Below are 23,005 nucleotides of genomic sequence, written 5' to 3'. Positions count from 1 at the left end.
GGAACGCGGAGCGTTACTCGCCCTTGGCCTTCGCGATGATCTCCTCGGCGACGTTCCGCGGAACCTCGGCGTAGGAGTCGAACTGCATCGAGTAGCTTGCGCGACCCGAGGTCTTGCTGCGGAGGTCTCCGACGTAGCCGAACATCTCCGACAGGGGCACGAGGCCCTTCACGATGCGAGCACCGTGACGCTCCTCCATGGCCTGGATCTGGCCACGGCGGGAGTTGATGTCGCCGACGACCTCGCCCATGTAGTCATCGGGCGTGGTGACCTCGACGGCCATCATCGGCTCGAGGAGCACGGGGGACGCCTTGCGCGCGGCCTCCTTGAACGCCTGCGAACCGGCGATCTTGAAGGCGAGCTCGGAGGAGTCGACCTCGTGGTAGGCACCGTCGAGCAGGATGACACGGACACCGGTCATCTCGTAGCCCGCCAGGATGCCGAACTGCATGGCCTCCTGCGCACCCGCGTCCACCGAGGGGATGTACTCCTTGGGGATGCGGCCACCGGTGACCTTGTTCACGAACTCGTACGAGGCCTCGCCGGCCTCGATCGGCTCGATCGCGATCTGCACCTTGGCGAACTGACCGGTACCACCGGTCTGCTTCTTGTGGGTGAAGTCCACGCGCTCGACGGCCTTGCGGATCGTCTCGCGGTACGCGACCTGCGGCTTGCCGACGTTCGCCTCGACCTTGAACTCGCGACGCATACGGTCGACGAGGATGTCGAGGTGAAGCTCGCCCATACCACCGATGATGGTCTGGCCGGTCTCCTCGTCCGAGTGAACCTGGAAGGAGGGGTCCTCCTCCGCGAGACGCTGGATGGCAACACCCAGCTTCTCCTGGTCACCCTTGGACTTGGGCTCGATGGCGACCTGGATGACCGGCGCCGGGAAGTCCATGGACTCCAGGATGACCGGGGCCTTGTCGTCACACAGCGTCTCACCGGTGGTGGTCTGCTTCAGACCCATGACGGCGACGATGTCACCGGCGCCCACCGACGCGATCTCCTCACGCTTGTTCGCGTGCATACGGTAGATCTTGCCGATGCGCTCCTTCTTGCCCTTCACGGAGTTCAGCACCGCGGTGCCGGCCTCCATGCGGCCCGAGTAAACCCGGACGAAGGTGAGCTTGCCGAGGTGCGGGTCGCTCGCGATCTTGAACGCGAGGGCGGCCAGCGGCTCGTCCTCGGACGGCTTGCGAAGGATGACCTTCTCGGCGTCCTTGACGTCCTGGCCCTCGATGGCCTCGACGTCGAGCGGCGAGGGGAGGAAGCGCACGACGGCGTCGAGCAGGGGCTGAACGCCCTTGTTCTTGAACGCGGTGCCACAGAACACCGGGGTGACCGTGGTGGAGTCCTTCGAACCCGACGCGATCGTGATGCGGCGGACGGCCGCGTAGAGCTGCTCCTCGGTGGGCTCGGTGCCCTCCAGGAACATCTCCATGATCTCGTCGTCGTTCTCGGCGACACCCTCGAGCAGCTTGCCGCGGTACTCCTCGGCGAGCTCCTGCATGTCGGCCGGGATGTCGACGATGTCGTACATCTCGCCCTTGCTCGCGTCGGCGGACCAGACGAGAGCCTTCATGCGGACGAGGTCGACGACACCCTGGAAGTCGGCCTCGGCACCGATCGGGAGCTGCATGACGATCGGGGTCGCGCCGAGGCGCTCGTCGATCATGCCCACGCAGCGGAGGAAGTCGGCACCCGTACGGTCGAGCTTGTTGACGAAGCAGATACGCGGAACGCCGTAGCGGTCCGCCTGACGCCAGACAGTCTCGGACTGGGGCTCGACGCCGGCGACGCCGTCGAACACGGTGACAGCACCGTCGAGCACGCGCAGCGAACGCTCCACCTCGACGGTGAAGTCGACGTGACCCGGCGTGTCGATGATGTTGATCGTGTGATCGACGTCCTCGAGCGGCCAGTGGCAGGTGGTGGCAGCGGACGTGATCGTGATGCCACGCTCCTGCTCCTGCTCCATCCAGTCCATCGTGGCGGCGCCGTCGTGGACCTCACCGATCTTGTACGAAACGCCGGTGTAGAACAGGATCCGCTCGGTGGTGGTCGTCTTGCCCGCGTCGATGTGGGCCATGATGCCGATGTTGCGCACCTTGGCCAGGTCAAGCGAAGTGGTAGCCATAAGGCTTCAGTCTTCTCTCGGTCTCGATGTGGGTTGCGACTACCAGCGGTAGTGCGCGAAGGCCTTGTTGGACTCGGCCATCTTGTGCGTGTCCTCGCGCTTCTTGACGGCAGCACCGAGGCCGTTCGAGGCGTCGAGGAGCTCGTTCATGAGGCGCTCGGTCATGGTCTTCTCGCGACGGGCGCGGGAGTAACCGACCAGCCAGCGCAGCGCGAGGGTGGAGGCACGACCCGGCTTGACCTCGATCGGCACCTGGTAGGTGGCGCCACCGACACGGCGGGACTTGACCTCGAGGGACGGCTTGACGTTCTCGAGAGCGCGCTTCAGCGTGATGACCGGGTCCTGGCCGGTCTTCTCACGAAGACCCTCCATGGCGCCGTACACGATGCGCTCGGCGGTGGAACGCTTGCCGTCCAGCAGGATCTTGTTGATCAGCGAGGTGACAAGAGGAGAGCTGTAGACCGGGTCGATGATGACCGGGCGCTTCGGGGCGGGGCCCTTACGAGGCATTCTTACTTCTCCTTCTTGGCGCCGTAGCGGCTGCGAGCCTGCTTGCGGTTCTTGACACCCTGGGTGTCAAGCGAACCGCGGATGATCTTGTAGCGAACACCCGGCAGGTCCTTCACACGGCCACCACGCACGAGCACGATGGAGTGCTCCTGCAGGTTGTGTCCCTCACCCGGAATGTAGGCCGTGACCTCGATACCGGAGGTCAGACGCACACGCGCGACCTTACGGAGGGCCGAGTTCGGCTTCTTCGGGGTGGTCGTGAACACACGCGTGCAGACGCCGCGGCGCTGAGGGGAACCCTCGAGTGCGGGCGTCTTGTTCTTCTCGACCTTGTCCTGCCGGCCCTTCCGGACCAGCTGCTGGATCGTAGGCACTACTTCTCCGGTTTCTGTGTGCCGATCGTAAAACTAACCTGGAACGTCGCCGACCCACGCGGTCGGGTGTGTCGAATCACGCGGACCTCCGCCGAGGGCGGAAAGGTGCGGATCACGGTGGCCGGTTTCGGAACCTTGTGTGCGGTTGAGGACACGCACTCGGCTCCGGGCACACCCCAGGCACAAGGCATGAGCGTACCTACCGCATGCACTCCGGTCAAAACAAATGCCCACGCAGGCAGAACCCCGGGCGGTCGGCCGAAACGGCGGCCCGGGGCGGGCCCGGGGTCGACCCTCCATCGACCCTCCGCCGATCCTCCCCCGAGGCTCCGGGTGACCTCCTGGAGGACCCCGGGAGGGCCCGTGGGGGGTCTGTGGGGGCCGTGAGGGGTCGTGGAGGTCTCGGGGAGGAGGCGGGGGCGGAAAGGTCTCGGGTGGGATCCCGGGCGGCACCTGCGCGGAATGAGAGGTTCCGGGCGGGGGTGCCGCAGGGGCTCGGAATCGGGGGCGGGATCGGGGCTCGGGGTGGGGCGGGCGCGGCCGGCACGCGTGACCGGCGGGTGCCGCCGGCGGGCGTGCCGGTGGGCGTGACGGTGGGCGTGACGGGGTACGGCCGCCGGGGCCGGTGGCCGGAACCCGTCGCCCCCGGGTCAGTCCTGGGCGGTACGGCGGGTGCCGGGCTCGTCCACCTCGGGGTCGAGGAACTGGTTGACGACCTTCACGAAGACGCCCATCCGCTCGTCGGGGACGCCGAGCCAGCGCGCGAAGTCCTCCATGGTCGGCTGCCAGTCGCCCGGCGGCAGCAGATCCGCGGCCAGCGGCAACTCCTCCGGGCTCACTCGCCCGGACCGGATCAGCATGTCGCGGACCGACACCCCGAGAAGCGGGGCGATCCTGCGCATGGTCTCCAGGTCGGGCATGCTCTGCCGCTGCAGCAGCCGGGTCACGGCGGCGCGGTGTACGCCGGCCTCGTCGGCGATCCGCGACTTCCCGCCGCCCCGGGGGCTGTCGATGTCGTAGCCGCGAGCCCGCATCAGGCCCTCGACCCAGCCCGCGAACTCGTCGAGTCCTTGAGTGCTCATGTGTCCTGCTCCCTCACTCCCCCACCCTTACGGGCCCCTTACCTTAGCGTGCTTGCGCGCACAGAATTACGTGCTTTCGGGCACGCAACCGTGACGAATCAGTGAAGAAATACGGAAGGTGACCGGGAGGCCGCAAAGGGATCACCATGCCTTCGGAAAGAAGTTGGTTGCGCGCTCGCACGCAACATGCTTATCGTGCTCCGCGCCGCACTCGTCGGCCTCCCGAGTCCGTGGGCCCCCGGCCCGCGGGGCGGGGGCCCGGACCGTGGAGAACTCCTTGCAGCAGCCCGACACCTCCCCCTGGCAGGCCACCGCCGCGTGCGCCGGCCTCTCCCCGACCGTCGTCTTCTCCCGGCGCGGCAAGGAGGCGGCCCCGGCCCTGCGGGCCTGCGCCGTCTGCCCCGTGAGCCGCGAGTGCGAGACGGTCGTCGCCCCGGCCGAGAGCTGGTTCGACGGCGTCTGCGCGGGCCGTCTGTGGCGCAACGGACGTCCGGTACGGCCGCGCCGCGGGCGCGGCGGTGCGGCCGGGATCGATACGGACGGCGGGACCGACGCGACCCGCACAAGCCGCCCGGACCACCTGGCCGGCCTCGCCTCCGGAGGCGACCGTGGCTGAGCGATCCGGTACGGACGCGGCGCGAGCGCCGCGCGACACCGACGGACGGACGGCGACCCCGACCGACGCGCACCTGGCGGCCCCGGCCGACGGACACCCCGCGCCTCCGGCCGGCGGACACCCGGCGGACGAGCGGGTGATGCGGGACCTCACGTTGTGGGCCGCCTCCCTCGTACGCCAGTTCCCCGAGCTGGCCGAGGAGCTCGCGCCCGGCCGCCGGGGGCCCGCCCCGGCCGCTCCCGCCACCGCCCCGCGCCCGGGCCACGACGAACTGATCCGCGCCGAGCGGCGCGAGGCGCTGCTGCTCGAACAGCGGCACGGCCTGGTCGTCCCCGGGCACGGTGCCGCGCCCATCCGGCTCCATGTCTCCGACACCATCCGCGACATCACCGACGGCGTGGTGGAGCTGGAGGAGGCGGTGTGCGCCCGGCTCGGACTCCCCCGGCCGCGCCGGGCGGGGGTCGTGGAGCGGCTGCGCCGGATCGTCGGTCTGCGGGACGCGGTCGCCGCGTACCCCGTGCTCGCCCGGCACGTACGGGACGAGATCCGCCGGATGGCCCGCCGCTGCGCGCGGACGCTGGGCGACGCGGAGACGGTCGTACGGGTCTCGGGGCGCTGCCCGTGGTGCGACTCGGTGTCGCTGCGGGCCTTCCCGGACCGGCGGGCGGTGCTGTGCGTGAACCCGGCGTGCCTGTGTACGGACGCGGCATGCGGCTGTCAGGACGACCCGGCCTACCGGCATCTGTGGCCCGAGGATCAGTGGGCGGAGCTGGCGGACGCGTCGGGGGCCCGTACGGACGAGATCGAAGCGGCGATGGACGACACGATGGAGACCTCATGCTGAGTGCGACGGCGGCGACCACGGCGACCGCACGGTCCCTGCCGACCCTGCCGGCCCTGCCGGCCCTGATCCCGGGGCCGCTCGCCGCCGAGGAGGCGGGCGTCGCCCCGGCGACCATCCGCAAGTGGGTCCAGCTGGGCCATCTGCGGGCGGCGGGCAAGGCGGGGCGGGCGCAGTTGTTCCGGCTGGAGGACGTCTTCGCGGCGGAACGCGCGGCGCGGCGCCGGCCCCGTACCGCCTGATCCGACTGATCCGGCTGGCCTGACCGATGCCAGCGATCCCGGCATATGCCCCGACGAAGCGTCCCGCGCCCCGATCAGTCGACAAGCACCGCCTGCCCCTGGGACGTAGGTCGAAGGTCGGGGTGTTCGGCCTCGGACGGCGGAACGACCATGGCGGCATGAGGTCTTCGCCCTTCGATTTCGACATCGACGCTTTCCTCAGCCGGCCGCTCACCGCCCATGTGGCGACCGACGGTCCGACCGTGCGGCCCGTGTGGTTCGTCTGGGAGGAAGGTGCCTTCTGGATCCTGACCGGCCCCTGGACCAGGCTCTTCCACCGGGTGAGCGCGGATCCGCGGATCGCCCTCGTGGTGGACGTGTGCGACGTCGCCACCGGCCTTGTCCGCCAGGTCGTCGCTCGGGGGCGGGCCGAACTCGTCCCCTTCGATGTCGCCCGTGGCCGCCGCACGTTGGTCCGCTACCTGGGTCCGGACGAATCCCGGTGGGACCCGCGCTTCGTCCACTACCTGTACGACGATCCAAAGGTGCGGGGCACAGTCTGGCTGAGGCTGGTCCCCTCGTCCCTGACAGCGCGCGATCTGAGCTACGCGGCCGTGGAAGACACGGGGGAGGCGGGGGACGCGGAGTGAGACGGGCCGTGATCCGAGCGATCACGCCGTGACCGGAGTGATCGGACATCTCGACAAACGCCCGGCTGGGGTTCTTCCCCAGCCGGGCGTTTCGCGTGGGCGGCGGGCCTCAGACCGCGAGGAACGCGTGCAGCGACTCCGTCAGGTCGGCGACGAAACGCTCCCGTACGGGCTCCGCGACCCGGTCGAGGGAGAGATACGGGTTGAGATCCTCCAGCTCGACGAGGAGCAGCGCGCCCTCCCGGGTCCGGCAGGCGTCGACGCGCTGGATGCCGTGGTCGAGGGTGTTCCAGTCGATGAAGCGGCGGGCGAAGCGCAGATCGTCCTCGGTGGGCTCGTACGGCTCCAGGACCCAGCGGCGCTCGGGGTCGGGGGCGTACAGCGCGTATTGGAAGCGGTCGTCCACGAAGTAGAAGGACACCTCGTGGAGGAAGTCGATCCGGGGCTGGAAGAGGAGCGTGCCGGCGGCGGTGTGGTCGTCGAGCGCGGCGAGTTCCTCGTACGGCAGGAAGCGCAGCCCTATGGAGTCGGCGCCCGCCTTGGGCTTGACCGCGTACAGCTCGGCGGCGGGCAGCCGGTCGGCGTGCTCGGGGCGGTCGACGGTGGGGATGACGGGGTAGCCGGCGGCGGTGAGGTCGACCAGGTACTGCTTGCCCGCCATGTCGGCACGCCCGTGCGGCGGGTTGTAGACGCGGATGCCGCGCGCGATCGCGGCGGCGCGGAAGGCGTCGTAGTCGTCCTGGTAGTGCAGGACGGGGCCGCTGTTGCGGACGACCACGGCGTCGAAGCCGTCCATGAGGGCGGCTGCGTCGCGCGGGTGGCACAGGGCGAGGTCGAAGTCGGTGCGGAGCCGGGCGGTGAGGTCGATGTCCTCGTCGCAGTAGCGCCGGCCGCGGGCCGGATAGGCGAGGTCGGTGACGTAGAGCAGGCGGGGGCGGCGGGCGGCGCCGGCGGTGCGGGCGGCACGTACCGGCGGCGGGGACGGTTCGGACGCGGTCGAGGGCACGGCGGGGACAGGGGACGCAGGGGATGACGCAGGGGATACGGAGGGCGCAGGGGGTACGGAGGGCGCAGGGGGTACGGAGGGCACGGACGGCTCCTGGTTCGGCGCGCGGCGGACGGTGGCCCGCCGGGTGGGCTGCCCCACTATCAGGCCCCCTGAGCTGGGCTTTCAAGGGTCCTGCGAGGAGTCGGGCAGGCGGCCGGACGGTCGTGTTCCCGGTCAGGTGGGCAATCGGGTGGGCGATCGGATCCCGAACTAGTTGCGTGCGCGCACGCTCTCTGTCACAGTTGGTGCAGCGGCGGAGCTGCGCCCGCAGGACGGGCGGCGGCTTCGCCGTTCGCCGTCCGGGCGCGCTCCGCGCCCCTCGCCCCCTCCCCCGCGTCGAGCGCCCCGGACGGCCGCCCGCCCTTCCCCTCCCGAGGACCCCGAGGAGCAGTCATGACCACTCCCCCGAGTGCGTTCCCGGACGTCGAGAAGCTGGTCGTCGACGTCCTCAAGGCCGACCCGGCGCTGGCCGGCGTCACGGTCGCCGTCCAGGCGCCCACCGGTTTCGACGGCACGCAGAACGCCGTCCTGGTCAACCGCCGCGGCGGCGCCTGGATCGGCGATCTGCACGTCGACAAGCCGCTGATCGAGTTCGAGGTGTACGGCCCGACCAAGAACGCGGCCCACATCCTCGCCAACGCGGCCCGGCGGGCGCTGCTCGCCACCATCGGCAAGCAGGTCGGCGTCAATCTCGTCCAGGACGTGGAGGAGATGGACGGTCCGCGCTGGATGCCCGACTACCTGTACCGGGGCGCCAATCGCTACCTCTGCGTCATCCAGCTCGCGCTGACCGTCTTCTAGACCGGGTCGCGACCGGGGCGGCTCGTCGCCCCCGGATCCGCCCGCGCGGCACCCCCGCGCGACACCCCCGAGCGCCGCTCCGGCGCTCCCCACAGACCAGGCCTCGCCGGCCCCTCCGGCGGGGCCTTCGCCGTACCCGGACCGGAAATCCCTCCGGTCCGGGGCGGTGACCCCACCCTCTCTACAAGGAGAAACCCACCATGGCAGGAAACAACTCCGCCGAGATCCGCGTCGCCGGAATCGGCAAGCTCTTCGTGGCCGACGCCGGCACCGCCGCCCCGACCGCCTTCGGCACCGACAGCACCACCGACTGGACCGGCGCGGGCTGGAAGGACCTGGGCTTCACCACCGGCGACGGTGTCACCTTCTCGAAGAAGGACAAGCTGGAGGCCATCGACTCGTGGCAGTCGGTCTCCCCGGTGCACTACATCTACTCGGCGCGCGACCTGTCGCTGAAGTTCTCGCTGCTGCAGTTCAACGAGCTGACGATGCCGTTCTTCATGGGCGGCGGCGACGTCAAGTCCGAGGCCGTTCCGCCGGCCGCGTCCGACGTCTACCGCTACGAGATCGCGGAGCGTCCGTACGCGGACGTGCGCGCCCTCGGCCTGGAGTTCACCGACGTCAAGGCGGGCTCCACGGACAAGGTCACCTACCGCTTCGTGATCGCCCGCGGCCAGGTGACGGCGACCGACGACATCAAGCTGGCCCGCAAGGCCGCCTCCCAGCTGGGCATCACGTTCACCGCGATGTCCAAGGGCGACGGCAAGCCGCTGGCCACCTTCCTCATGAAGGACAGCCAGTACGCCGCGGGCTGATCCCCTCCCGGGCGGGGCGGGCCGGCGACCGTCGGCCCGCCCCACCCGGGGCCTCTCCCGCTCGCACCCTCCGCTCCACCCTTCCTTCCCGCCCTTTCCCCCTCCCCCTCTCTCCCTCTCTCCTCTCTTCCCGCACCTCACGCACTCGGACACAGGAGTACGCACCATGGCCCGTTTCGACGTCAACGCCGCTCGCGCCCAGCGCCAGGAGGCCGCCGGCCGCACCTGGAGTTTCGAACTGGACGGCGAGACCTACACCCTCCCCACCGAGCTCTCCCGCGCGACGGCGAAGGCCCTGCGCAAGCTCGACGACAACGACGTGGACGGGCTGCTCGAACTCCTGATGGGCGAGGCGCAGTTCGCCCGCTTCGAGCAGCACGACATCACCATGCAGGACATCGCCGCCATCTTGGAGGCCTACGGCAAGGAGACCGGGCTCGGCCTGGGGGAAGACTGAGCCTCGTCGAGTTCGTCGACGAACACGCCGAGGCACTCGAGGCGGACCTGCTCCGTCATTACGGCACCGACCTGCTCGACTGGCACCGCGGCACGCTGTCCAGCCGACGTCTGTCGGTGCTGATCAAACATCTGCCGAACGACAGCGCCGTGCTGCGCGAGATCCACGGCGAGGGCGCGGAGTGGTCGGTCACCGACCATCTGCTCGCGGCGGCGGTGGATCATCTCGCGGTCTCCAACTGGATGTTCGCCTGCGTCAACACCGGCGAGGACGACGACCAGCCGGAGCCGCCGCAGCCGGTCCCGCGTCCGAGTTCGCCGGAGGGCGACGAGGACGGGGACGGGGACGAAGCCGGCGCGGACGGTGAGAACGGCGCCGGGGGCGAGGGCGGGCGCACCGTGCTGGAGGCCGGCGGCGAGGCCGTCAGCCCTGGTGCTCTGGCCCGCTTCTTCGGCTGAGCCTCGCCCGCGCGCGGGCCTGGTAGCGCGAGCGGGCGCGGCGGCTCCGATGGGCCGACGGGCCCGCCTGTCGACTCTGGTGGGTCCGTCGCGCCCGGTGGCTCTGGCAGATCCGGCGAGTCCTCCGGGTCCGACAGACCCAACAGGCCTGACAGGCCCGGCAGGCCCGACAGGCCCGGCAGGCCCGGCAGGCCCGACAGGCCCGGCAGGCTCACCGAATCCGTCGAGTTCGCCGAACCAGCCGAACTCGCCGGACCCCGGAGCCCGTTCCCGTCAGGGAGCGCGCTCCGGGGGCACTTCCTGTGCGCGTTCCTCCAGCTCCCTGGCCCGGTCGGAGAGCCGGCGGCCCCGGCCGCCGGCGCGTCCGTCCGGTTCACCGTTCTCGGCGTCGCGCGCGACGGGCTGTCCGGGCACGCCGTCGAGCGGCGGCACGATCGGGCGCCCGCCCTTGCCGCGTACCACCTTCCGTACCGGCTGAGGGTTCCGGCGGGTCCGGCTCTCCTGGGCCGCGACCCGCGCTTCGGACCCGGTCCCCGGCCTCGTACCGGATTCCGGTTCACGCGCGGGTTCGAACGCGGGCTTGGGCTCGGGTTCCTGCCCCGACTCGGGCTCAAGTTCCGGTTCGGGCTCAGGTTCGGGTTCCGACTCTGGCACGCGTTCGCAGTCGCCGCGCCGCTCGAACATCTCCCGTTCCCGGCGGACCCGCTCTTCGGCGCGGACCACGGAGGCGGGCGGTTCGAGCAGCCGGGCGAAGGGCAGCGCGATGACCCGGGCGCCATCCGGATTGTCCTGGCGGCGCTGGGGCTGCCGGATGCCCCGGGCGTCGGCCTGGCCCTGCGCGTACGCGTCGGCCACCCGCTTCTCGTACTCGCGCCGTATCCGGGGGAGTTCGTCCGAGACGGCCTCGGCCCAGCCGGCGGTGAACGCGGTGGTCTCGCGCCGGTCCGCCTCCGCGCGCGGCATGACGACGAGGTCCTCGGGGGCGTACCCGGCGACGTGGACGAGCTCGGCGACACGGGCGAAGAGATGGGGCAGGTCCGGGTGGGCTGCGAGCCAGTCGATGGCCTGCTCCCGCCGGCTAGCGCTCGGCTCCGTTTCCATGCGTCCGCACTGCCTTCCAACCCCCTGGGGTCCCCACGCGCCCCTCGCGCCCCTCGCCCCCCGACTGTGTCAGGTGCAGGGAACGCGTCCTCCAGAGTACCCGGGCCGCCCGCAGGCGCTCATCGAGGTTCAACCGCTGCCCCGTGCCGTCGGGAAGACGCCACGTCAGGTGTTTCATGCTCGACAAGCCCGAACACTTGTTCGACAATGCTTCGCACGCACGATCGATAGTCGGAAGGCAGGTCACCATGACGTCCCAGGCCGGAGGAAACCACTCGGGCAGCAAGCTCCATGACCGCCTCGACGCACTGCTCCAGGGCCCCGGTTCCCTCGACAAACGCGCCCTGCTCGCCACGGTCGACGCCGAACTCGCGGCCCGCGAACTCCACGCGTACAAGGCCGGCTGGAACGACGCCCTGGCCGAGGCCCGCCGCAGGCGGGCCTGACCTCCCTTCCCCTTCCCCTCCCCTCAGCGGACCTCCGTACGCCTCCTCGCCCGCACGCGGCACCGGCCGACGAGCGGTGCGACGGCGGCGAGCACGAGAAACAGCACCGCGGGCACGGCATGCCACACCGACCGCTCCGTCGCCTGGACGACCTCGTACGCCCCGACCGCGGCGGCACCGAGCGCCAGCCCGGCGACGGGCGGCCAGCGGTCGGCCCTCAGGCCGGCGTCGCAGACGGCCAAGGCGGGGACGACCATGACCAAGAACAGCCGCTTGAGCCACCGATAGCGGCCGTACACGACACAGTCATCCAGCGGATTCGGCGGGCACCCGCCTTCGATCCACCCGGAGAGCCCCCAGCCCGCAGCCGCGAGGACGACGATCCCGAGCGGGATCCACCACCACGCCGCCCAGTTCTCCTGGCCGGACGACCGGCCCCGCGACTCGCGCCCCGGACCCGCCGCCGGCGCCTCCACCTTGCCCCCCTTGGTCATCACGCGGTGATCGTAGGGCGCGGCGGCCCCCACCGACAGAGCCGCCCCACCCCGCCCCACCCCGCCTCAGCACCCGCTCGCCACCCCGACGCCGAGATCGCGGCTCGCGAGCACTCCCGCGCACGAAGGGCGTTCGGACACGCGGCCCACAGCCCGCGCGGTTCCCCTCCGCCAGGCACCGGTCGCATCACCCGGACGAACCGCCCTCCCCTTACGAGCCCCTGCCGAAGCCCCCCCTCGGCAGGGGCTTTCAGCGCTTGGCCGATCTCGGCCGGAAGCGGAGCAACCCATGTCCCACACACCGGACCCGACAGGAGGAGAGGCGACACTCAACTCCCTCTCCGCACAGGGCAGCCAGACCCAAGGCGCCGTCTTTCAGATCAAGAGCAAACTCGAAGGCGACATCTCCTCGAAGATCGCCGACATCCACAAGGATTCGACCAAGGCCCCGATCACCGACTGGTTGGAAGCCGCCGGACTGGGCGGCGTCGCCGCCGGCGTCGAAAAGATCAAGGAGGGCGAGGGCTTCAAGGTAGTCGCCCCCTATTTCGCCTCGGCTTTCGTCGGCCTCGCCGTTCCCGCGATCGGCCTCCTGCTGCTGACCAACTTCACGAACATGCAGCGGTGGATCCAGAGCAAGATCCTGAACGGTGTCTCCACGGCCACCGGCGGCCGTGTCGCCCGTAACCAGATCCTGGCGATGAACGACGACGGGACCTTCCCCCGCCTCCAGGATCGCGACCACGTCCGTGGCCGCGAGGACGGCGCGGGCGGCCTCCGCTCCCTTGCCAACCCGCCGGACGCGTCGGACCTCGCCGGCCTGCGTGAGGCCCTCGCCGACCTCAACCCGAAGGTCCGCGACTTCAACACCGCGATCCGCAAGACGCCGAAGGCGAGCGCCCTCACCAAGACCGGGGAGGGCATGACAAGCGTCAAGACAGCCGTCAACGGCCTCGACCACGAAAAGGTCACCAGCCTCGCCAGGGCACTCGGCAAGCTCACCGGCGCCGTCAAGCACCACAACCCCAAGAAGCTGCCGGACCCCCACAAGGTCGAGCGGCTCAACACGGCCATGACCTCGGCCGACCCCGCCAAGATCAAGCAAATGGCCACTGCCACCGGCAAGCTGGCCAGCGCTCAGCGCCACTTCGATCCGCGGAAGATCCCCAAGTCCAGCAGCCTCGCCTCCGCCGCGCGGTCCGCGGAGCGGCTCGCCAAGGCGGGCAACGACTCGGCCGAGGCATTCAGACGTCTCAGGGCCGCGGCCGACTCACTCTCCAGTGCGGTCTGACCCACCCACCCCCGAAAGGAGGTGACCCATGTCTCTCACCAACTCCGTGAAAAAGGCGTCCGACGCCCTGCGTGCCCTCAAGACGCAGGCCGCCGGCGCCTCCACCGACATCAAGAAGGCCGGGGACGCCGGCAACTCCGCGTCCGGTCAGCTGAAGAACCTCAAGAGCAACGCCCAGGGCTCCAGCACTCAGCTCAAGAGTCTGAAGACCGCCTCGGACAACGCCGAGAAGGCGATGACGAAGGCCGGCAAGACGGGCGAGACGGCCGGAACCAAGCTCGGCAAGTACGAGTCCGGCGCCGGCAAGGCGTCCAAGGGCCAGGACAAGCTCAACAAGTCGATGAAGGGCAATCTGCTCGCCCGTCTCCTCGAACTCTTCATGCCGCTCATCGAGAAGGTCGTCGAGATGGCGTCCGAGTCGAAGACGATGCAGAAGGTCATCAAGAAGGCGTTCGACGCGATCAAGGTCGTGATCAGCGCCGTCATGAAGGCCGTCGGCCCGATCATGAAGCAGGCCGGCGCCCTGATCAAGACGGTCTGGAACGGCATCAAGACCGCCGTCACCGCGGTCGTCAAGGCGGTCGCGACCGTCATCAAGACCTACGTGAACATCTGGAAGACGGTCATCACCACCGTCCTGAAGGCGATCAAGACGGTCGTCGGCAGTGTCTGGAACGGCATCAAGGCCGTGATCACCCCGGTGATCGACTGGATCAAGAGCGCGGTCCCGAACGCCTTCCACGCCGTCAAGGACAAGATGTCGTCCATCTGGAACGGCCTGAAGGACATCGCGTCCCGGGCGTTCGACGGCATCAAGAGCGGTGTCTCCGGCCCGATCAACGCCGTCATCGGCCTGATCAACCGCATGATCGGCGCCCTCAACCAGGTCAAGGTCAGCGTCCCCGGCTGGGTGCCCCTCGTCGGCGGCAAGACCTTCGGCGTCAGCATCCCCACCATCCCGATGCTCGCCACCGGTGGTGTCGTCATGCCCCGCAACGGCGGTGTCCCGGCGATCATCGCCGAGGCCGGCGAGGCCGAGGCCGTCCTCCCGCTGTCCAAGCTGGACCGGCTGCTCGCCGTCACCGCCCGCCGCGCCCGGATGCACGCGCAGATGCAGGCGGGCCAGGGCATGGGCGCCGGGCTGCACATCGAGCACTATCACGCGTCCCGGGGCAGTGACCCGCAGTCCACCGCCGACGCGCTGATGTACCTGGCGAAGGCACGCGGATGAGTGCCGCCGCCTTCCGCAACCCGTTCCGGGGCGCCGAACCGGCCCTCACGACGCTGCGGCGCGGACTCGGCGACGCGGGCGGCGCGCTCAAGCGGATCAAGGAGGACGCGCAGCGGGCGTCCGGCGGCATGGACAAGCTCGCCAGTGGACTGCGTACGGCCGGAACGTCCCTGCGCGCCCTCGGCCGTGACGCGTCCGATGCAGCCGGCCCCGTCCGTCGCATCCAGCAGTCCAAGGCGGCCAACGGATTCCGGAAGCTCGGCACCGTGGCGGGCAAGGCGGGAACCGTGGCCGGGCTGCTCGGCGGACCGGCGCTCGGCATGCTGCTGGACCTGCTGCTCCCGCTGCTGCCGTTCGCGGACACGATCACCAGGCTGATGGACACCTACGGCACGGTGATGGAGGTCGCCTCCGTCGCCATGACCGGCGTCAACCTGGCCATGAAGAGCAGCCCGCTCGGTTTCCTCGCCGGCATCCTCGTCCCGGTCGCCGCCTGGCTCATCGAGTACGCCGTGAACACCGAGACCGGCCAGCGGATCATCAAGCAGGTCTTCCAGCAGGCCCTCAAGGGCTTCCAGTCCGTCTGGAAGTTCCTCCAGCCGGTGTTCAAGGTGATCGGCACGGTCGTCGGGACCTACTTCAAGGCCTACCTCACCGTCATCGTCACCGTCCTGAAGGTCGTCGTCGCCGCCGTCGACGGCCTCACCCACGTCCGGTCCACCGTCACGTCCGCCCTCGACGCGCTGCGCGGCATCGCGTCGCGCACGATCGGCGGGATCAAGAGCGCGATCCACCCCTTCCTGTCCTTCTTCACCGAGTCCGTGCCGGGCTTCTTCCGGCACGCCAAGGACGCGCTGGGCAAGGCGCTCCACGGGATGGGCGAGCTGGTCAAGGGCGGGCTGAGCGCGGTGCTCGGGGTGGTGAAGGGGCCGATCAGCGGTCTCGCCGCCTTCGCCAACTGGATCATCGACGGCCTCAACAAGCTGAGTTTCGACTTCCTCGGCAAGCACTTCGGTGTCGACATCCCCAAGCTGCCGATGCTCGCCGAGGGCGGTGTCGTCTTCCCCGGCGCCACCGACGCTCCCCGCATCGACCCGCTCACCGTCCTGGAGAACCGCCGTGTCCCGGCGGTCACCGAGGCGCCCCGGCCGCCGCACCGGATCCGGGACTTCCACGAGGACCCGGGGGCCGGTCCCCGGTCGACCGCCGAGGACCTGCTGTTCCTCGCCGGCGCGCACTGCTGACGCCCCGCGCGCCCCACCTGCACCCCTCCCCCCACGCCGCCCGGCGCCCGGCGCACCCATGCGCCCTGCCCCTCCCCGCCCCCATCCACCCGCCCTCAGAAGTGAGGTGACGGCCTCATGGCCGAGAACTCCACCGGCTACGCCGGCAACTACACCGCCGATCTCGCCCCCGGCTCGCTCATCACCCAGGACGGGCAGATGCAGTGGGCCGGGCTGCTCATCGGCCCCGGCACCCCCTTCGCCGTGGACCGCTCCGGTCTGTCCGGCTGGGAGGACCTGCCGGAGTACGACTCCTCCGACGCCGACCGGCCCACCTCGCACGGCGCCTGGCCGGGCTCCCGCTACGCCAAGCCGCGCAAGGTCGGCGGCACGATCGTCCTGATGCCGGAGTTCGACGGCGTCCCCGAGGCCCTGCGCGCACTGCGCCAGGCGCTCGCCCTGATGGACGAGGAGCGCTGGCTGACCGTACGGCTGCACGGCGAGCTGCTCGCCGTACGCGCCCGGATCGCCCAGCGGGTGGTCCCGGCCGACCAGGGCTTCGCCACGCAGGGCAGCTCGCGCATGTCGGTGCAGTGGCTGGCCTCCGACCCGCGCCGGTACGCCGTCTACGAGCAGTCGGCGTCCACCACGGCCCCGCAGCCGGAGTCCGGTCTGACCTGGCCGCTGACCTGGCCGCTCAACTGGGGCCAGGCCAAGTCCACCGGGGACGCCGTCGCCGAGAACACCGGTTCCGCGGCCACCCACCCGGTGATCGTCTTCCGCGGCCCGTGCTCCATGCCGACCGTCACCGAGCGGGTCAGCCAGCGCCGGCTGCGGTACGCGATCGACCTGGCCGCCGGGGACGAGCTGATCGTGGACACGGCCGCGGGCACGGTCACCCTCAACAACACCGCGTCCCGCCGCCACACCGCGATGGCCGACTCCAGTCCGGAGGAGCTGTTCGTGCTCGAACCGGGCCGCACCGAGCTGGCGTTCCGGCCCGACGGCGCCACGCCCGACGCGCTGATGACCGTCCGCTGGCGCAGCGCCGAGTGGTAGCCGGCACCCCCACCGCCGTACTCGACGGCCCTGGTCCCCGCACCCCCACGGGCACCACCCGCACCACTCCCCGCACCCCCACCCGCACCACCCCACCAGCCCGACCGCCGAGGTGAAGCGATGACCGTACGAGCCGCCTGGCTCCAGTCCACCGGCCAGACCCGCGAGGACACCCGGATGGCACTGTCCGCGCTGCTCACCCCCAGCGGGCAGAGCGCCGCCGAGACCCCGCTGCGGTCCCGGCCCGGCATCGTGCCGGGCGGGCTCGTGCTGACCGGCACGGCCGCGATGCAGTGTGTGATCGGCACCGGCCGGGCCGTCGTCCAGGGCAACGACACCGCCCAGGGCGCGTACATGATCGCGGTGACCGCCGCCGAGACGCTGACGCTCACCGACGGCGACCCGCAGTACGGCCGGATCGACCTGATCGAACTGGCCGTCCTCGACAGCGCCTACGACGACAGCGGGCGGGCCGAGGCCGTGATCCGGCTGGTCAAGGGCACGCCCGCGGCCACCCCGGTGGCCCCGGCCTCCGGTCCCGGCAGCGCCTTCCCGCTCTATACGGTGGCCGTCCCGGCGGGCACCTCGGCCGGCTCCGGGGGCATCGCCTGGCAGAGCGCCGTCACGACGCTGCACTACCCGATGACGGCGCTCGGCGGGATCATGCCGACGAGTGGTTTCAAGGGCGCGTACGTCGGCCAGTACCGCGATGTCTCCGGTCTGCTCCAGCGCTGGGACGGTACGACCTGGGTGTCGTACCCGAAGCCGATCGGCGGCATCGCGCCCAGCGGCACCGCGACGACCGGCGGCTACACCGGGCAGTACCGCGACAACGCCGGCGTCCTCCAGCGCTGGGACGGTGCCGCCTGGCAGTACGCCGAGGGCAAGGGGAAGATCCTCTTCGCCGCCACGCAGTGGCAGACCACCGAGGCCCAGAGCATCGCTCCCAACACCTGGACCCTGCTCACCCTGCCGACCGTCGAGGCCGACGACGCCAAGGGCTGGAACGGGACCGACACGTACGTCGTCCCGCGCTCCGGCTACTGGCGCGTCTCCGCCCAGGCCGCCTGGTCCAACGACGGCCAGACCGGCATGCGCGGCGCCCGTGTCTCGGTCAACGGCGTCGCCCAGTCCCGGATGAGCTGGCTCACCCCCGCCGCCAACGGAACGATCACCGTCGGCGGTTCCGCCCTGATCCACATCGACGCGGGCAAGACGGTCCAGCTCTCCGGCTACCAGAGCCACACCGCGGCGGTCCGCACGCTCGGCGGCGCCGGTTACTCCTGCACGCTCACCGCCGAGTGGCTCAAGGCCTGACCGGCCCCCAGCGACAGCCCTCCTGCGACGGCCTCTCCCGTCGCGCAGCCCTCCCCTCCGCCTCCCCACCCCTCCGCCTCCCCACCCCTCCGCCTCTCCACCCGATCGGAGAACACCGTGAATCTGCGCAGCAGCTGGGTCGCCGAGACCGGCCAGACCCGCGAGGACACCCGTCTCACCCAGACCCCGACCACCATGGTCAACCCGGTCCAGGTCCGCTCCGGCATCACCCCCGGCTCCTACGACGGCAAGTACCGGCTCGCCGGCTTCTGGATGACCGGCGCCTCCACCATGACCGCCACCGTCTCCGAGGGCCGCGCCGTCATCCAGGGCGACATCTCCCAGGGCGTCTACCCGGTCACGCTGCCCGCCTCCGAGCCGGTCACCTTCGCCACCGGCGACGCCCAGTTCGGCCGCGTCGACCTGGTCACCCTGCGGATCTACGACAACCTCTACGACGGCAGCAACCGCAACGAGGCGAAGATCGAGGTCATCCAGGGCGTGCCGAGCGCGTCCCCGGTCGCGGCGGCCGCCCCGCCGCGCTGTCTGCCGCTGTACGAGGTGCTGGTCCCGGCCGGCGCCAGCGCGGGCAACGGCGGCATCCCGTGGAACACCTCCCTGCGGGACCTGCGCACCCCGGTCGTCGCGGTCGGCGGCATCCTGCCCGTGGAGAACGCGGTGCTGCCGGGCGCCTACCCGGGGCAGTACCAGGACACCGCGAACAACCAGTTCCAGCGCTGGGACGGCGGCAAGTGGGTCGCGTACCCGGAGGCGGTCGGCGGTGTGGTGCCGAGCTCGGCCTCCACCGCGCTGGGCAGTTACGTCGGCCAGTACCGCGACGGCACCAACGGCGAGCTGCAGCGCTGGAACGGCACCGCGTGGGCGCCGGCGTTCCGCGGGGGCTACTACAACGACTTCAGCGACGCGGGCACCACCAAGTCGACCACGTACACCCCCAACCTGACCGACACGGTGAAGACCCCGTTCTCGGTGACCTTCACGGCCCCGGCGTCGAAGGCCGTGCTCGTCCACTTCGGCACCCGGCTGCGCTCCAACACCTCCACCTACGCGTACATGGCGCTCCGGCTCACCCAGGGCACCACGGTCGTCCAGGAGCCGAGCGACGACTACGCGGCGATCGCCGCCTCCGACACCCTCGTGTCGGTGTCGACGCACCGGCGGCTGTCGGGGCTGACCCCGGGCGCGGCGTACACCCTGACCGCCTACTACAGGGTCAACGCCGCCACCGTCACCGCCGAGTTCGACAACTGCTTCATCCGCGTGGACGCGCAGTACTAGAAACCGCGGCCCCCGGTCGGGACCGCCTCGCCCGGTCCCGGCCACCCGGCCCCAGCCCCTGGTTCCGTCCCCCACCCCACCCCCGGTCCCGACCGCCCCCTCGGCCGACCGCCCCCTGCCCCTCCCCCGGCCTCACCCGGCTTTCCCCCGGTCCCGCCCGCCCCTCCCAGGAGATCCCAGGAGATCCCATGCCCATGCGTTCCGGCTGGCTGCTGCCCACTGGTCAGACCCGACAGAACACCCGCATCACGAACATCGGCGCCACCACCCCCGTCAACCCGCTGGGCGTACGGTCCGGCATCCTGCCCGGCACGTACGACGGCAAGTACCGCGTCGGCGGCCTGTGGATGGCCTCCAACGGCCCGATGACGGCCACCGTCTACGCCGGCAAGGCCGTCATCCAGGGCGGCACCAGCGACGGTGCCTACCCGGTCGCCCTCGACGAGGACATCACCATCACCTTCGCCGACGGCGACCCGCTCAACCCGCGGATCGACCTCGTCGTGGTGCGCGTCTACGACCAGGACGTGGACACGTTCGGCAAGTACGAGGCCGGCGTGGAGATCGTCAAGGGTGTCCCGGCGGCCGCGCCGGTCGCCCCCGCCGCCCCGGCCCGCTCGCTGGTGCTGTTCACCGTGAAGGTGAAGGCGGGGGCGTCGGCGGGTACCGGCGGCATCGACTGGACCACCTCGGGCACGACGACCGATCTGCGCACCACCACCGTGTCGTCCGGCGGCATCCTGCCGGTCTACAACAACGGCGGTGTGCCGGGCTCGTACCCGGGCCAGTACCAGGACAACGACAACGCCCACTTCCTCCAGCGCTGGGACGGCACCTCCTGGGTGCCGTACCCGAAGGAGATCGGCGGCATCGCGCCCAGCGGCACGGTCACCGCCGGCAGTTACCCCGGCCAGTACCGGGACTACAACGGCGGGCAGTTGCAGCGCTGGAACGGTTCGGCCTGGCTGGCCTACCAGCCGCCGGTGGAGAACGAGAGCACCACGAGCGGCGCGACCGCCCAGACCGGCTGGACGCTGAACTCCTTCAACGCCCGGCGCACCAAGAGCGGTCTGTGCAGCATGAGCGTCGTCGTCACCCGCAACGGCGACAAGATCGACGTCGACGCCAGCGGCAACCTCCCCGACCAGGCGCTGCTCACCCTGCCCGCCGGCTGGCGTCCGGCGGTCGACATCGAGGCCATCGCCTCCGACGGCTTCGGCATGGGCGCGGCGATCGTCTACACCGGCGGCGGGATCACCATCCGCAGCTGGACCTACAACGGCTCCCTGGTCGCCGGCCGCAATCTGCGCATCTCCGCCACCTACGTCCTCTAAAGGGAGGTCCGCCATGGCACTCGACACGCCCTACCGGGCCATCTTCTGCGATCTGCTCACGGACCAGACGCTGGACATCCTGCCGCTGCGGGACGTCCAGTTCGACGACTACATCGGCAAGTCGGGCTCGCTGTCCGGCACCGTCCCCATCCCCGACCAGGCCATCGCCGAGCGGGTGAAGAAGGTCCGCGAGGGCCGCACCGCGGTCTATCTGGAGCGCGGCGGCGACCTGTGGTGGGGCGGCATCGTCTGGACGACCACCCTCCAGTCCAGCGGCCGGGGCGTGCTGACGCTCGGCATCCAGGCGGCGACCTTCGACTCGTACGCGAGCCGCCGCCGGATCCGTACCGAGATCACGTACACCACCCCGACCGAGCAGCTGGAGATCGCCCGCCGGCTGTGGCGTGAGCTCGACGTCCAGAACTACCCGGGCGCGCCCGCCGGCGAGGAGCCCCGCCGGCTCGGTATCACCTTCGGCAACGAGCCGGACTCCAAGGTGCTGCGCACGGTGAGCTGGCGGCCCGGGGACGAGACCGTCTACCTGGAGGCGCTCGATCAGCTCGCGGCCATGGACAACGGCTTCGAGCACCAGATCCTGGTCTACCGCGACCCGGTCACCGGCGCCCGGGTGAAGCAGCTGCGGCTCGGTGCGCCCCGGATCATCACGGGCGCCACCGACCTGGTCTTCGACCGGCCCGGCGTCATCCTGTCGTACTCCTTCCCGTACGACGCCACCCGCGGCGGCACCACCGCCGTGGCCCGCGGCGCGTCCACCAACTCCAACGCCGCCGCCGAGTCCCGGCCGCTGTTCTCCAGCCAGCAGACCGCCACGGATCTGCTGGCGGACGGCTGGCCGCTGCTCGACCTGTCCACGGACCACAACGAGATCACCGACCAGCTCACGCTCGACTCGCTGGCGGGCGCGGAGCTGAACCAGGCGCGCGGCACCGTCGTGATCCCGGAGGTCGGCATCCATCTGGGCGGGATCGTCCCGCCGCAGCTCCTGGGCCGCGTCGCGCGGATCCGGATCACCGACGAGTGGTACGCGCAAGGGCTGGACGCCCGCTATCGGATCATCGGCGTCAAGGTCACCCCGCCGGAGCGCGGCCGGCCCGACACCGCCGACCTCTATCTCGAGGAGGCATGATGCCCCAGCTGCCCGAGGACATCATCGACCGGCTGAACCAGATGGAAAGCCGGATCAAGGCCCTGTCGACGGCCGTCAACACCCGCCCGGCGCTCAACCAGGTGGTGAACGGCTCGTTCACCGTCCGCCGGGTCAACCCCGACGGGACCAGCATGACCGCCCTGGTCATGGACAGCAGCGACCCGAAGCTCAACCGGCCGGTCATCCGCGTCTTCGACGGCTACAGCCACGAGATCTTCGCGGACGACATCGTCACCGGCGGACTCGCCCGGCCGTGGCTCCAGATGCTGCCGCCGATGGACCAGAACCAGGCCCGCTGGCCGCAGACGACCAGCAGCACGTTCACGATGATCGCCCAGTCGTTCAACCCGGTGTGGCAGCCGAGGATGCGGCTGACGATGTACACCCGGGCGTCCAGCGGCGGCACCGGTTCGGTGAAGGTCCTCGTCGACGGCACGCAGTTCGGCCCCACGGTCACCGCCGGCGGCACCTACGACTACACCGGCCCGCTGCCCGGCAACATCCAGACCAACTTCTCCAAGACCGTCACCGTCGAGATCCACGCCCAGGCCACCAGCGGCACGGTCTACGCCCAGCCCGTGATGATGCACGGCATCCAGACCTGATACGGCATCCAGACCCGATCCGGAGGGATTTCCCATGAACACCGACCCCGCCCAGCCCTGGGGCATCGAGATCGACTACGCGGGGCGCGCCTCCGTGACCGAGGGCGGCCACACGCTGAACATCCATCTGTACGACAACAGCATCGGCGGTCTGATCGGGCCGGACCCGATCACCGGCGAGTACCCGACGGTGTACGTCTCCGCGCAGCTCGCCGAGGGTCCGTCGTACGACGTCACGCTGAGCGGCGACGGCCTCGTCCTGGTGAACGGCCAGGGCGGGCGGCCGGTCGTACCCGACCCGACCGCCGTGCCGAGGGCCGTCGCCGCGGCCCTCGCGGACTTCGAGCGCCGCCGCGCCGCGGTTCCACCGCTCGGAGGTCAGCTCGGGGGGACAGAACAGGCCCGGCGACGTCGGCGGGGTGGG

At 70.8% G+C, this 23,005-nt stretch carries 26 protein-coding genes; 19 read left to right on the top strand and 7 right to left on the bottom strand.

Features of this window, described 5'->3' with window-relative positions; genetic code table 11:
• Positions 1 to 13: 13 nt before the first annotated feature.
• The 4 genes from fusA to ABZ990_RS26715 all read right to left on the bottom strand — a co-directional run bounded on the left by fusA (position 14) and on the right by ABZ990_RS26715 (position 4,106).
• Positions 14 to 2,140: an elongation factor G gene (fusA, locus tag ABZ990_RS26730; RefSeq protein ID WP_361236623.1), complete on the bottom strand. Its 2,127-nt coding sequence runs from the start codon at positions 2,138 to 2,140 to the stop codon at positions 14 to 16.
• Positions 2,141 to 2,179: 39 nt separating this feature from the next.
• A complete protein-coding gene (rpsG, locus tag ABZ990_RS26725) occupies positions 2,180 to 2,650 on the bottom strand; it encodes a 30S ribosomal protein S7 (RefSeq protein ID WP_359872649.1) in 471 nt (156 codons plus the stop codon).
• Between the two features lie 2 nt (positions 2,651 to 2,652).
• The gene (gene rpsL, locus ABZ990_RS26720; RefSeq protein WP_003948652.1) at positions 2,653 to 3,024 is read right to left on the bottom strand and encodes a 30S ribosomal protein S12; all 372 of its coding nucleotides are present in this window, start codon (positions 3,022 to 3,024) and stop codon (positions 2,653 to 2,655) included.
• 650 nt (positions 3,025 to 3,674) lie between these two features.
• Positions 3,675 to 4,106: a helix-turn-helix transcriptional regulator gene (locus tag ABZ990_RS26715; RefSeq protein ID WP_361236620.1), complete on the bottom strand. Its 432-nt coding sequence runs from the start codon at positions 4,104 to 4,106 to the stop codon at positions 3,675 to 3,677.
• A gap of 277 nt (positions 4,107 to 4,383) precedes the next feature.
• Here ABZ990_RS26715 and ABZ990_RS26710 point away from each other — a divergent pair, with 277 nt between their 5' ends.
• From ABZ990_RS26710 to ABZ990_RS26695, 4 genes are all read left to right on the top strand, one after another.
• The gene (locus tag ABZ990_RS26710; protein ID WP_361236618.1) at positions 4,384 to 4,722 is read left to right on the top strand and encodes a WhiB family transcriptional regulator; all 339 of its coding nucleotides are present in this window, start codon (positions 4,384 to 4,386) and stop codon (positions 4,720 to 4,722) included.
• A 139-nt stretch (positions 4,723 to 4,861) separates the two neighbouring features.
• Complete coding sequence (locus tag ABZ990_RS26705; protein WP_361236693.1) at positions 4,862 to 5,566, top strand: hypothetical protein; 705 nt, start codon at positions 4,862 to 4,864, stop codon at positions 5,564 to 5,566.
• On the top strand, positions 5,560 to 5,805 hold the full coding sequence (locus ABZ990_RS26700) for a hypothetical protein (protein ID WP_361236615.1): 246 nt from the start codon (positions 5,560 to 5,562) through the stop codon (positions 5,803 to 5,805). Before ABZ990_RS26705 ends, ABZ990_RS26700 begins: the two co-directional genes overlap by 7 nt.
• 158 nt (positions 5,806 to 5,963) lie before the next feature.
• Positions 5,964 to 6,434 carry a pyridoxamine 5'-phosphate oxidase family protein gene (locus ABZ990_RS26695; RefSeq protein ID WP_361236612.1) on the top strand — a complete coding sequence of 157 codons (471 nt, stop codon included), beginning with the start codon at positions 5,964 to 5,966 and terminating at the stop codon, positions 6,432 to 6,434.
• A 109-nt stretch (positions 6,435 to 6,543) separates the two neighbouring features.
• On the opposite strand, the gene ABZ990_RS26690 is transcribed toward ABZ990_RS26695, so the two are convergent.
• The gene (locus ABZ990_RS26690; protein WP_361236690.1) at positions 6,544 to 7,362 is read right to left on the bottom strand and encodes a hypothetical protein; all 819 of its coding nucleotides are present in this window, start codon (positions 7,360 to 7,362) and stop codon (positions 6,544 to 6,546) included.
• A 513-nt stretch (positions 7,363 to 7,875) separates the two neighbouring features.
• On the opposite strand from ABZ990_RS26690, the gene ABZ990_RS26685 reads away from it, so the two are divergent.
• The 4 genes from ABZ990_RS26685 (at position 7,876) to ABZ990_RS26670 (ending at position 10,013) form a co-directional block, all read left to right on the top strand.
• Positions 7,876 to 8,283 (top strand): hypothetical protein, encoded by a 408-nt coding sequence (locus tag ABZ990_RS26685; protein ID WP_361236609.1) that lies wholly within the window; start codon positions 7,876 to 7,878, stop codon positions 8,281 to 8,283.
• A 200-nt stretch (positions 8,284 to 8,483) separates the two neighbouring features.
• Positions 8,484 to 9,098 (top strand): phage tail protein, encoded by a 615-nt coding sequence (locus tag ABZ990_RS26680; RefSeq protein WP_361236606.1) that lies wholly within the window; start codon positions 8,484 to 8,486, stop codon positions 9,096 to 9,098.
• Positions 9,099 to 9,264: 166 nt separating this feature from the next.
• Positions 9,265 to 9,555: a hypothetical protein gene (locus tag ABZ990_RS26675; RefSeq protein WP_361236603.1), complete on the top strand. Its 291-nt coding sequence runs from the start codon at positions 9,265 to 9,267 to the stop codon at positions 9,553 to 9,555.
• A gap of 71 nt (positions 9,556 to 9,626) precedes the next feature.
• A complete protein-coding gene (locus tag ABZ990_RS26670; RefSeq protein ID WP_361236687.1) occupies positions 9,627 to 10,013 on the top strand; it encodes a hypothetical protein in 387 nt (128 codons plus the stop codon).
• A gap of 273 nt (positions 10,014 to 10,286) precedes the next feature.
• On the opposite strand, the gene ABZ990_RS26665 is transcribed toward ABZ990_RS26670, so the two are convergent.
• Entirely contained in the window at positions 10,287 to 11,114 is an 828-nt protein-coding gene (locus ABZ990_RS26665) for a hypothetical protein (protein ID WP_361236600.1), read from the bottom strand.
• A 248-nt stretch (positions 11,115 to 11,362) separates the two neighbouring features.
• Between ABZ990_RS26665 and ABZ990_RS26660 the strand changes: the two genes are divergently transcribed.
• Positions 11,363 to 11,560, top strand: a complete 198-nt coding sequence (locus ABZ990_RS26660) for a hypothetical protein (RefSeq protein ID WP_361236597.1) — start codon at positions 11,363 to 11,365, stop codon at positions 11,558 to 11,560.
• Between the two features lie 23 nt (positions 11,561 to 11,583).
• Here the strand turns inward: ABZ990_RS26660 and ABZ990_RS26655 are convergent, their stop codons facing one another.
• The gene (locus ABZ990_RS26655) at positions 11,584 to 12,057 is read right to left on the bottom strand and encodes a hypothetical protein (protein WP_361236594.1); all 474 of its coding nucleotides are present in this window, start codon (positions 12,055 to 12,057) and stop codon (positions 11,584 to 11,586) included.
• Between the two features lie 286 nt (positions 12,058 to 12,343).
• Between ABZ990_RS26655 and ABZ990_RS26650 the strand changes: the two genes are divergently transcribed.
• The 10 genes from ABZ990_RS26650 to ABZ990_RS26605 all read left to right on the top strand — a co-directional run.
• Positions 12,344 to 13,345, top strand: coding sequence for a hypothetical protein (locus tag ABZ990_RS26650; protein ID WP_361236591.1), 1,002 nt, complete (start codon positions 12,344 to 12,346; stop codon positions 13,343 to 13,345).
• Between the two features lie 28 nt (positions 13,346 to 13,373).
• Positions 13,374 to 14,576 carry a phage tail protein gene (locus ABZ990_RS26645; protein ID WP_361236589.1) on the top strand — a complete coding sequence of 401 codons (1,203 nt, stop codon included), beginning with the start codon at positions 13,374 to 13,376 and terminating at the stop codon, positions 14,574 to 14,576.
• Entirely contained in the window at positions 14,573 to 15,820 is a 1,248-nt protein-coding gene (locus tag ABZ990_RS26640; RefSeq protein WP_361236586.1) for a tape-measure protein, read from the top strand. Before ABZ990_RS26645 ends, ABZ990_RS26640 begins: the two co-directional genes overlap by 4 nt.
• 117 nt (positions 15,821 to 15,937) lie before the next feature.
• Positions 15,938 to 16,858: a phage tail protein gene (locus tag ABZ990_RS26635; RefSeq protein WP_361236583.1), complete on the top strand. Its 921-nt coding sequence runs from the start codon at positions 15,938 to 15,940 to the stop codon at positions 16,856 to 16,858.
• A gap of 120 nt (positions 16,859 to 16,978) precedes the next feature.
• The gene (locus tag ABZ990_RS26630) at positions 16,979 to 18,175 is read left to right on the top strand and encodes a hypothetical protein (RefSeq protein WP_361236580.1); all 1,197 of its coding nucleotides are present in this window, start codon (positions 16,979 to 16,981) and stop codon (positions 18,173 to 18,175) included.
• 117 nt (positions 18,176 to 18,292) lie between these two features.
• Positions 18,293 to 19,474, top strand: a complete 1,182-nt coding sequence (locus ABZ990_RS26625; protein WP_361236577.1) for a hypothetical protein — start codon at positions 18,293 to 18,295, stop codon at positions 19,472 to 19,474.
• 188 nt (positions 19,475 to 19,662) lie between these two features.
• Entirely contained in the window at positions 19,663 to 20,808 is a 1,146-nt protein-coding gene (locus tag ABZ990_RS26620; RefSeq protein WP_361236574.1) for a hypothetical protein, read from the top strand.
• A gap of 13 nt (positions 20,809 to 20,821) precedes the next feature.
• Positions 20,822 to 21,955: a hypothetical protein gene (locus tag ABZ990_RS26615; protein ID WP_361236571.1), complete on the top strand. Its 1,134-nt coding sequence runs from the start codon at positions 20,822 to 20,824 to the stop codon at positions 21,953 to 21,955.
• On the top strand, positions 21,952 to 22,581 hold the full coding sequence (locus ABZ990_RS26610) for a hypothetical protein (RefSeq protein ID WP_361236568.1): 630 nt from the start codon (positions 21,952 to 21,954) through the stop codon (positions 22,579 to 22,581). The genes ABZ990_RS26615 and ABZ990_RS26610 overlap by 4 nt, the downstream gene beginning before the upstream one ends.
• A gap of 34 nt (positions 22,582 to 22,615) precedes the next feature.
• Positions 22,616 to 23,005 (top strand): hypothetical protein (locus tag ABZ990_RS26605; RefSeq protein WP_361236565.1); only part of this gene is annotated, 390 nt, incomplete at its 3' end.

This window comes from Streptomyces sp. NPDC046203 (assembly GCF_040646255.1).
Classification (GTDB): Bacteria; Actinomycetota; Actinomycetes; order Streptomycetales; family Streptomycetaceae; genus Streptomyces.
This window is presented reverse-complemented; position numbering and strand designations above follow the sequence as displayed.

Bases quoted from the DNA above. Each gene is read 5' to 3' on its own strand.
- ABZ990_RS26715 (WP_361236620.1), bottom strand. From the start codon at position 4,106: ATGAGCACTCAAGGACTCGACGAGTTCGCGGGCTGGGTCGAGGGCCTG.
- ABZ990_RS26630 (WP_361236580.1), top strand. From the start codon at position 16,979: ATGACCGTACGAGCCGCCTGGCTCCAGTCCACCGGCCAGACCCGCGAG.
- ABZ990_RS26695 (WP_361236612.1), top strand. From the start codon at position 5,964: ATGAGGTCTTCGCCCTTCGATTTCGACATCGACGCTTTCCTCAGCCGG.
- ABZ990_RS26660 (WP_361236597.1), top strand. From the start codon at position 11,363: ATGACGTCCCAGGCCGGAGGAAACCACTCGGGCAGCAAGCTCCATGAC.
- ABZ990_RS26640 (WP_361236586.1), top strand. From the start codon at position 14,573: ATGAGTGCCGCCGCCTTCCGCAACCCGTTCCGGGGCGCCGAACCGGCC.
- ABZ990_RS26650 (WP_361236591.1), top strand. From the start codon at position 12,344: ATGTCCCACACACCGGACCCGACAGGAGGAGAGGCGACACTCAACTCC.
- ABZ990_RS26680 (WP_361236606.1), top strand. From the start codon at position 8,484: ATGGCAGGAAACAACTCCGCCGAGATCCGCGTCGCCGGAATCGGCAAG.
- ABZ990_RS26675 (WP_361236603.1), top strand. From the start codon at position 9,265: ATGGCCCGTTTCGACGTCAACGCCGCTCGCGCCCAGCGCCAGGAGGCC.
- ABZ990_RS26705 (WP_361236693.1), top strand. From the start codon at position 4,862: ATGCGGGACCTCACGTTGTGGGCCGCCTCCCTCGTACGCCAGTTCCCC.
- ABZ990_RS26700 (WP_361236615.1), top strand. From the start codon at position 5,560: ATGCTGAGTGCGACGGCGGCGACCACGGCGACCGCACGGTCCCTGCCG.
- fusA (WP_361236623.1), bottom strand. From the start codon at position 2,140: ATGGCTACCACTTCGCTTGACCTGGCCAAGGTGCGCAACATCGGCATC.
- ABZ990_RS26620 (WP_361236574.1), top strand. From the start codon at position 19,663: ATGCCCATGCGTTCCGGCTGGCTGCTGCCCACTGGTCAGACCCGACAG.
- ABZ990_RS26645 (WP_361236589.1), top strand. From the start codon at position 13,374: ATGTCTCTCACCAACTCCGTGAAAAAGGCGTCCGACGCCCTGCGTGCC.
- ABZ990_RS26685 (WP_361236609.1), top strand. From the start codon at position 7,876: ATGACCACTCCCCCGAGTGCGTTCCCGGACGTCGAGAAGCTGGTCGTC.
- ABZ990_RS26635 (WP_361236583.1), top strand. From the start codon at position 15,938: ATGGCCGAGAACTCCACCGGCTACGCCGGCAACTACACCGCCGATCTC.
- ABZ990_RS26615 (WP_361236571.1), top strand. From the start codon at position 20,822: ATGGCACTCGACACGCCCTACCGGGCCATCTTCTGCGATCTGCTCACG.
- ABZ990_RS26665 (WP_361236600.1), bottom strand. From the start codon at position 11,114: ATGGAAACGGAGCCGAGCGCTAGCCGGCGGGAGCAGGCCATCGACTGG.
- rpsG (WP_359872649.1), bottom strand. From the start codon at position 2,650: ATGCCTCGTAAGGGCCCCGCCCCGAAGCGCCCGGTCATCATCGACCCG.
- ABZ990_RS26610 (WP_361236568.1), top strand. From the start codon at position 21,952: ATGATGCCCCAGCTGCCCGAGGACATCATCGACCGGCTGAACCAGATG.